This is a genomic window from Actinophytocola sp. (assembly GCF_045807065.1).
GTDB lineage: Bacteria > Actinomycetota > Actinomycetes > Mycobacteriales > Pseudonocardiaceae > Actinophytocola.
The window spans coordinates 1-7,676 of record NZ_JBJMIE010000265.1 but is presented as its reverse complement, the minus strand read 5'-3'; the positions used below and the strand labels follow the sequence as shown (position 1 = coordinate 7,676).

Sequence of the window (7,676 nt, the reverse complement as noted above, 5' to 3'; positions counted from 1 at the left end):
TGGGCCCGCATCGAACCCTTCCTCACCGACACCCCACCCCACTCCCGAGCACTCACCCACGACTTCGCCCGCACCACTGCCGGACTCCCCCCCAACCCCACCATCCACCCACCAGGACTCCGCCCACGCTGGGCCCACTGGACACTGGCCAACAACGTCCTCACAAACCACCACACCCCCATCACAGCCATCACCCCATTCACTGCACCAGACCACAAAACCCAACTCGCCACCGGCAGCCACGACGGGACGGTGTGGTTGTGGGACCCGACCACCGGCGCCCAGATCGGCGACCCGCTCACCGGACACACCGGAGCGGTGTCCGCGGTGGCGGTGGTGTCGATGCGTGATAGCCGACCCCTGCTCGCTACCGCCAGCCGCGATGGGACGGTGCGGTTGTGGGACCCCACCACCGCAACCCAGATCGGCGACCCGCTCACCGGACACACCGGCGAGGTGCTTGCGGTGGCGGCGGTGCCGATGCGTGACGGCCGGACCGTGCTCGCCACCGGCGGCTTCGATGGGACGGTGTGGTTGTGGGACCCGACCACCGGCGCCCAGTTCGGCGACCCGCTCACCGGACACACCGGAGCGGTGTCCGCGGTGGCGGCGGTACCGATGCCCGACGGCCGTACCCTGCTCGCCACCGGCAGCATCGATGGGACGGTGCGGTTGTGGGACCCCACCACCGCAACCCAGGTGGGTGATCCATTCACCGGCCACATCGGTGGGGTGTCCGCGGTTGCGGCGGTGCTGATGCGTGACGGCCGTACCCTGCTCGCCACCGGCAGCATCGATGGGACGGTGTGGTTGTGGGACCCCACCACCGCAACCCAGGTGGGTGATCCATTCACCGGCCACATCGGTGGGGTGTCCGCGGTTGCGGCGGTGCCGATCGGTGACGGCCGTACCCTGCTCGCCGCTGGCGGCTTCGACGGGACGGTGCGGTTGTGGGACCCGACCACCGCAACCCAGATCGGCGACCCGATCACCGGACACACCGACCGGGTGAACGCGGTGGCGGCGGTGCCGATGCCCGACGGCCGTACCCTGGTCGCCACCGGCAGCCGCGATGGGACGGTGCGGTTGTGGGACCTGACCACCGGCGCCCAGGTGGGTGATCCGTTCACCGGCCACATCGGTGGGGTGTCCGCGGTTGCGGCGGTGCCGATGCGTGACGGCCGTACCCTGCTCGCCGCCGGCAGCTACGACGACGGGACGGTGTGGTTGTGGGACCCCACCACCGGCACCCAGATCGGCGACCCGCTCACCGGACATATGGGGCCGGTGTTCGCGGTGGCGGCGGTGCCGATGCGTGACGGCCGTACCCTGGTCGCCGCTGGCGGCTTCGACGGGACGGTGCGGTTGTGGGACCCGACCACCGCAACCCAGATCGGCGACCCGATCACCGGACACACCGACGGGGTGCTTGCGGTGGCGGCGGTGCCGATGCGTGACGGCCGTACCCTGGTCGCCGCTGGCGGCTTCGACGGGACGGTGCGGTTGTGGGACCCGACCACCGCAACCCAGATCGGCGACCCGCTCATCGGACACACCCGAGCGGTGTCCGCGGTGGCGGCGGTGCCGATGCCCGACGGCCGGACCCTGCTCGCCACCGGCAGCCGCGATGGGACGGTGCGGTTGTGGGACCCCACCACCGCAACCCAGATCGGCGACCCGATCACCGGACACACCCGGCAGGTGTTCGCGGTGGCGGCGGCGCCGGTCCGTGATGGCCGGACCCTGCTCGCCACCGGCAGCGATGACAAGACTGTGCGCCTCTGGAATCTCGATGGTCACGAGGTCGCTCGAGTAGTGGCGGGAGCGACCATTTCCACCCTTGCCTTCAGCCATGACTCGCCCCACAGCGAAGCCAACGTACTAACCGTCGCAGGCACCGCAGGGTTCGCAGTCATCGATATCGCCCCACCGAAGTAACCCATCACGAATCGAAGTGCCGATCGATCACGGATAACCGCTGATCTTACCCACCAGGCGGGTGACGATCGGACTCACGACGATCTAGGGCCCGCTCTAGCCACAGCTCCCGAACACCGACTGGCCATCGCGACCAACGACGGTGTAGCCATGCTCCAACTGCCGACCGGAACATCCCACGAGTGAGCGGCTGCACCCGACGAATCCTCAACGACGTCATCCCCGACGCGACGCCGCCGGCCGCAAGACGACCGCCCAGGTCTTCCGTGGCGATCGCCTGGAGGGGCCGGCTCCAGCGGCACGGACAGCGCGGTCATCGAGATCTCAGCCCGCAGGCGCGCATCGTGCTCCCGTCCGGTCGCTTCCTGGTCGGTGGGCGAGCGACGGGTCCGCGCCTCAGGTCGCCCCCGCCGCCACAGCTCCGGGCCCAGATCACGGAAGGGGATTCGCCAAGCCGTACTCGCGAGCAGCTGTGCCCACCAACCCTGTCAGCAGTTACATTCCGTAGTCAAGATCAACTGCTGGTCTTCCACGCGGCGTGGCATCTGTTGTGGCATGAACCCGAGTGTGTCGATGTTGTTGTGGAGCGTGGTGCGGCTGGTTCCGTTACTATTGTTGCTGGTAGATGGTGGTGTCTACGAGGATCAGAAGCCTTCTAAGCTCTGGGTCGCAGGTTCGAGTCCTGCCGGGGGCGCCAGTTGACCTGGGCGGCCAAGCCCGCCCAGGTCCGGTTCGGTGATCGTCGTGGCGGATCTTTCACTCACGGGGTCTCGCGGCCGTTCGGCTTGGCTACCGTCGCGCTTTTGCGGTCGGCGTCGGGTACTGGTTCGGCCTCACCGCCTCCATGGCTTGCGTTGCCGCATTCCCCAAACCGCCGCTGTGACAGACAGCGGGTAGATGAACAGCAGGGCGGCGGGACCGGCCATCCCGATGAGAACTGTCGCCAGAATGGTCGCGGCCAGCCCCGCGCCGACAGACAGGTAACACAGTCCGAGCGGCCCGAACAGCGAGCTGAGCGCGACGGCCGCACCGGTGGACCTGGTGGTGCGGGGAACGACCGGAAGTCGCCCGGGCCTGGGCGACTCGGCCGACGCGGCGCGGTACCAACCGCCGGACTGCAGAGGCGGATGTGGTGGGAACGCGGTGGGGATGCTGGCGTGGGAGGTGGGTACCCAGTCGGCGTGGATCGTCGCCCTGGAGTGACTCGTCATCACTCGCTCCTGATTCAGATGATTTTTGTCCGTGCCCATGCTGACAAAGTTGGCGGACAGGTAATATGCCAACTGGCACATTCAGCGGAATACTGCGGCTGGGGCCGCGGGAGACCCACCGATGACATCATCGGGGCACACGGGCGAGGAGCGCCGGGCGTGGTACCGGCTCACACCGGCCGACCGTGCGGCCCTCCGGGAATGCGGTTACGAACGCACATGGCTCCCCGGTGAAATTCTCGCGCTGGAGGGCAGTCCGCCGAGCGGCATGTACGTCATCCTGGCCGGTTGGGTGAAGATCACCGCCCGGAATTATCGGGGGGACGACGCTCCCCTCGCAGCCCGCGGCCCAGGCGAAATAGTTGGTGAACTGTCCCCCATCAGCGAACTGGCCCGCTCCGCGACCATCACCGCACTGGACAATGTCCGCACCCTGGTCGTGCCCCGGGACCGGCTGGTGACACTGTTGACCACACACCCCCACATCGCCCAGGAACTCCTCCGCACCACGGGAATCCGGCTACACCAGTCGGACCGCCTCCGGCTGGACTCCGGCGGCTCGGACTTCGTCCAACGCCTCGCGGCGGTCCTACTCGAGTTGTCGGTCCAGTACTCCCCTGAGTGGGCCAACGTCGGCGAGGTGAACCTCAACGTGACGCACGACGACCTGGCCGGGTACGCGAGGGTCTCCCGCCGCACCCTGCTCCGGGGCCTGGAGGAACTACGACGGCTCAAGGTGGTCGCGACCGCCCGCCACCGGGTGACAATCCTGGACGCGGACCTTCTCCGCGAACTGGCCGCGGGCAGCTACCCGTCGGACACCTAGGCCTTCCAGAATTCGCTACCGTACGCGATGATGTATTCACGCGGTGAACCCGCGCAGCGGGCGGGAGGGACTCGAGACATGTATTCCACCGACACCGACCCAGGCATCGAATCCGAACTCATCGACCTCAGCACCATCTCATTTGGCCGGTTGCGCGAACTGAACAGTTCAGCCCTCCTCCACGCCATGCATCACGCCATGAAGCGAACAGAAAAATTGAGTGTGTCCTATGCGAGCGCCGCGGAGGGACAAGGAGAGCGCATCGACTAGCCATGTCCACCGGAGAAGCTCGTCAACAGGTCGAGAGTCAGGATGTTCTGACAACGACTCCATTCCACCGGCTGCCGTGGACCCATTTCGACGAATTGGCGCGAGGTGAAGTCCGAGCCGACGTGGTCCGACACCTGCGCCGCGTCGAACGCAGCAGGCGACTGCTGCTGTCACGCGCCTTGCTGGACGAGGTGACCAAAACACCGGAGTTGTTCGGTCAGTTGCCGTCGCCGGAGGATGCGTGGAACCTCCTGGCCCGTGTGGAAGCCACCGCCCCCACGGCGTTCGACCACGTGCTCGCGCATCCCTACTTCGGAAGTTGGGCCGGTTACACGATTCGGCTGCTGCGCAACGGAATCACCGGGGTATGTCCGCTATGGATGCATGTCGGTCATCTCCACTCCATCGCGGCGGCCGCCGCCATCCACGCCGGCTTGCGTTTCCACATTTCCGTACCCGTATGGGAGGGCGGCGCCATCCTCCCGACCCTGGGGCTCGCTCGCTTCCCGGTCATCGAACCCCATTCGGTAGCCGAAGTGCGCAGCGATGGTAGGCGGATCGAGGTCAGGCACGGCAGCTCGCGGGTGGTCCTCCCTGACCGTCTTGACGCCGACACACCAGACTGGTGGAGCATCCGACGGGTAACGGCATCAGCTGGCCGGCGGCGCCTCACTGTTCGGCTCGATGATCTCGATCCCTATCGCGGCCTGCGTGAACCGGTGCGGCCCAGACGCCTCGACGCGGCCGAGGTCGGGTCGTGGGATGACCTCATCGGGGAGGCATGGCGGCTCCTCGACCGTGACCTTCCCGATCTCGCCGACACGTTTTCCGCCGGGCTCGACTCGCTCGTGCCGATGCCTGCCGTTGTGTTCCGAAGTGCGAGCGCGTCGACAGGCGAGGCGTTCGGCAGCGCGCTCGTCGCCCGGCCAGTGGATGGTGCCGAACTGGCAGCCACGCTTGTCCATGAGCTTCAGCACATCGTTCTCGGCGGCGTCCTGCACGTGGTCGGGCTGTACGAAGACGACCCGAGCGAACGGTTCTACGTGCCGTGGCGGCCCGACCCCCGACCACTCAGCGGGGCGCTGCAAGGCGTCTACGCCTTCTTCGGCATCGCAGCCTTCTGGCGTGCGATGGCGCGAGCGGAGACCGGAAATCTGTCGCGACGCGCCTCGTTCGAGTTCGCCCTGTCACGGAGTCATGCCTGGCTCGTGCTCGAAGCGCTGCGTGACGACCCGGCGTTGACTTCCGCTGGCCGCCGGTTCGTCGACGGCATCGCCAGTCGACTCGGGCCGTGGCAGGACGAGCACGTACCGGACGAACTGTGTCGGCTTGCCGACGCCGTCACGACCGATCATCGTGCGGGGTTCCGCATACGGCATGTCAGGCCGGACAACCAGGCCGTGACCGCCTTGGCCGAGGCATGGATGGCAACGCGACCACGTCCACCGGTTCATCCACCCTCGGTTCACCCTGTACCGACTCCCGTGCAGGACGGCGAGCCGTCCAGCGCACGCGCCGACCTGATTCGCCTGGGCATCACCAGTGGTGACCGCCGAGTACCTGCCCTGCTGTGGCAGTCGGTGCCGGGTGCCACCGTTGCCGATCTCGCCTACGCGACCGGACGGTTTCACGATGCGGTCCACGGTTATCGGGCAGAACTGGCGAACGACTCCGATCGGGTGTCGTCCTGGGTGGGTCTCGGACTCGCCCTCGCCGCCCTCGGTACCAACCCAGCGGCACGAGCACTGACTAGTTGTCCTGAGTTGGTCCGCGCTGTGCGACGGCGGATCAGTACGCGTGCACCGGATGTTCCCACACCGGAGCGGCTCGCGGCCTGGATCGGTCAGGTCATGGCCTGACCGATCCAGGCCGCTCGTCACAAACCCAGAGGGTCGATGTCACAGTTCGCCCGGACGCCCCGAGATGCCAAAATCGTCGCGGGGTGGTCGTCACCGAGTGTTCGGCGGTACCGGCTCATCACGTCGGAGAACTGTGCTTCGGTATCCGCGTGTCCGGCGGCACGCCTGTCGAACACGAGGTTCACCACTGCCGCCAAGGTGGTTGGGTGGTCGGGGCCGAGCGACTCCCTGGAACGCTCCGACATCTCCTTGCCGAGTTCGATGGCGGCATCGGTTTCACCGAGCGCGGCCAGATCGCTGGCCAGGTTGATACCAGTGATGATCGCGTTCGGATGATCTGCACCGAGGCTGCTTCGCAGTCCCTCCAGTGCCCGTTCGTCCAGTGCTCGCGCGCCTCCCGCGTCACCTGCGAGCCGCAGTGTTACGGCCAGGTCGACCGTCGCGGCGAGCGTGTGGGGATGCTCTTCGCCGAGCAATCCGCGGTAGCTGTCGAACGCCTCCTCACCTATCCGGCGGGCCTCGGTCAGCTGGTCGGCATGACGTAGATCGATCGAGTAAGCGAGGAGACAACCCACCGTGTTCGGGTGATTGGATCCGTAACGGTGGCGGTACTGGTCGAGCACGGGGCGGGACTGCTCGATCGCACCTGGATGGTCACCGTTCTTGCGCCGGGCGATCGAAAGCAGGTAGCTGCGGTGTTGGGTGATCATGCGATCCGGGCCGTACTGCCTGACCGCCTGTTCGACGAGCCTCTCCATCTCGACCCTGGCCCAGGCGTACTCACCCAGCTCACGCCGGTCGAGGACGACCGAGACGAAGGAGCTCAACGCCTGTGGGTGATCACGGCCGAGGATCTCGACCCTCTTGCGATAGGTGGCCTCATCCAGCGCCAGAGCGGCGGCGAAGTCTCCGGCGTGCCGCAGGCTGATGGCGTGGAGGTGGGCGGCTTCGAGGGTTTCCGGGTCGTTGTCGCCGACCAGTCTGGTGAACTTGAGCAGGATGTCCTCACTGAGGCGCCGAGCCTCACCGAAGTCACCCTTCGACCTCAGGTCGGTCAACACGTTGAACTGGAAGCGCAGTGTCGCTTCGCTGTTCTCACCCGAGACCTCGATCTGGCGAACGAGTGTGCGCTGATTCAGTTCTGCTGCTTCGTCGAACCTGCCCAACACCCAGAGATACGCGCCGAGGCGGCGGGCGACTTCCAGCGTTTGTGGGTCGTTCGGGCCCAGCCTCGTGGTGAACTCCTCCAGCACGCGTTCGGCCAGTCTTGCGGCCTCCTCGTGGTCGCCCCACTGGAAGAGGAAGCGCATGAGGTTGATGGCGAGCTGGCGGACCCAACCGTCCGTGCACTTCTCCACCTCTGCCGCGTAGGCGTGCGGGAGCAGGTCCAGGTACAGCGGCCAGTTCTTGCTCGGCTCCGGGTCGTTGGGATCGAGGTTCGCCAGGAGTTGGTGTGCGCCGTGTTCCATCTGTGCCTGCAGCTTCGGTTCGGCCATCCGGTTGCGCAGTACGAGTTGGACCAGGCGGTGCAACTGCAGGGTGTTGTTGCGGTAGTCGAGCTTCGCGAGGCCG

At 66.8% G+C, this 7,676-nt stretch carries 4 protein-coding genes, 1 tRNA gene and 1 pseudogene; 5 read left to right on the top strand and 1 reads right to left on the bottom strand.

Annotated features, from left to right (window positions below; all coding sequences use genetic code 11):
* The 5 genes and pseudogenes from ACJ73U_RS15450 to ACJ73U_RS15430 form a co-directional block, all read left to right on the top strand.
* Positions 1-1,938 (top strand): annotated as a pseudogene (locus ACJ73U_RS15450) (hypothetical protein); the annotation flags it as partial.
* Between the two features lie 621 nt (positions 1,939-2,559).
* A tRNA-Arg gene (locus ACJ73U_RS15445) sits at positions 2,560-2,635 on the top strand.
* 635 nt (positions 2,636-3,270) lie between these two features.
* Positions 3,271-3,975, top strand: coding sequence for a Crp/Fnr family transcriptional regulator (locus ACJ73U_RS15440; protein WP_407778308.1), 705 nt, complete (start codon positions 3,271-3,273; stop codon positions 3,973-3,975).
* A 78-nt stretch (positions 3,976-4,053) separates the two neighbouring features.
* Entirely contained in the window at positions 4,054-4,245 is a 192-nt protein-coding gene (locus ACJ73U_RS15435) for a hypothetical protein (protein WP_407778307.1), read from the top strand.
* 2 nt (positions 4,246-4,247) lie between these two features.
* A complete protein-coding gene (locus tag ACJ73U_RS15430) occupies positions 4,248-6,104 on the top strand; it encodes an HEXXH motif domain-containing protein (protein WP_407778306.1) in 1,857 nt (618 codons plus the stop codon).
* Positions 6,105-6,121: 17 nt separating this feature from the next.
* Here ACJ73U_RS15430 and fxsT read toward each other — a convergent pair.
* Positions 6,122-7,676 (bottom strand): FxSxx-COOH system tetratricopeptide repeat protein (gene fxsT / locus ACJ73U_RS15425; protein WP_407778305.1); only part of this gene is annotated, 1,555 nt, incomplete at its 5' end.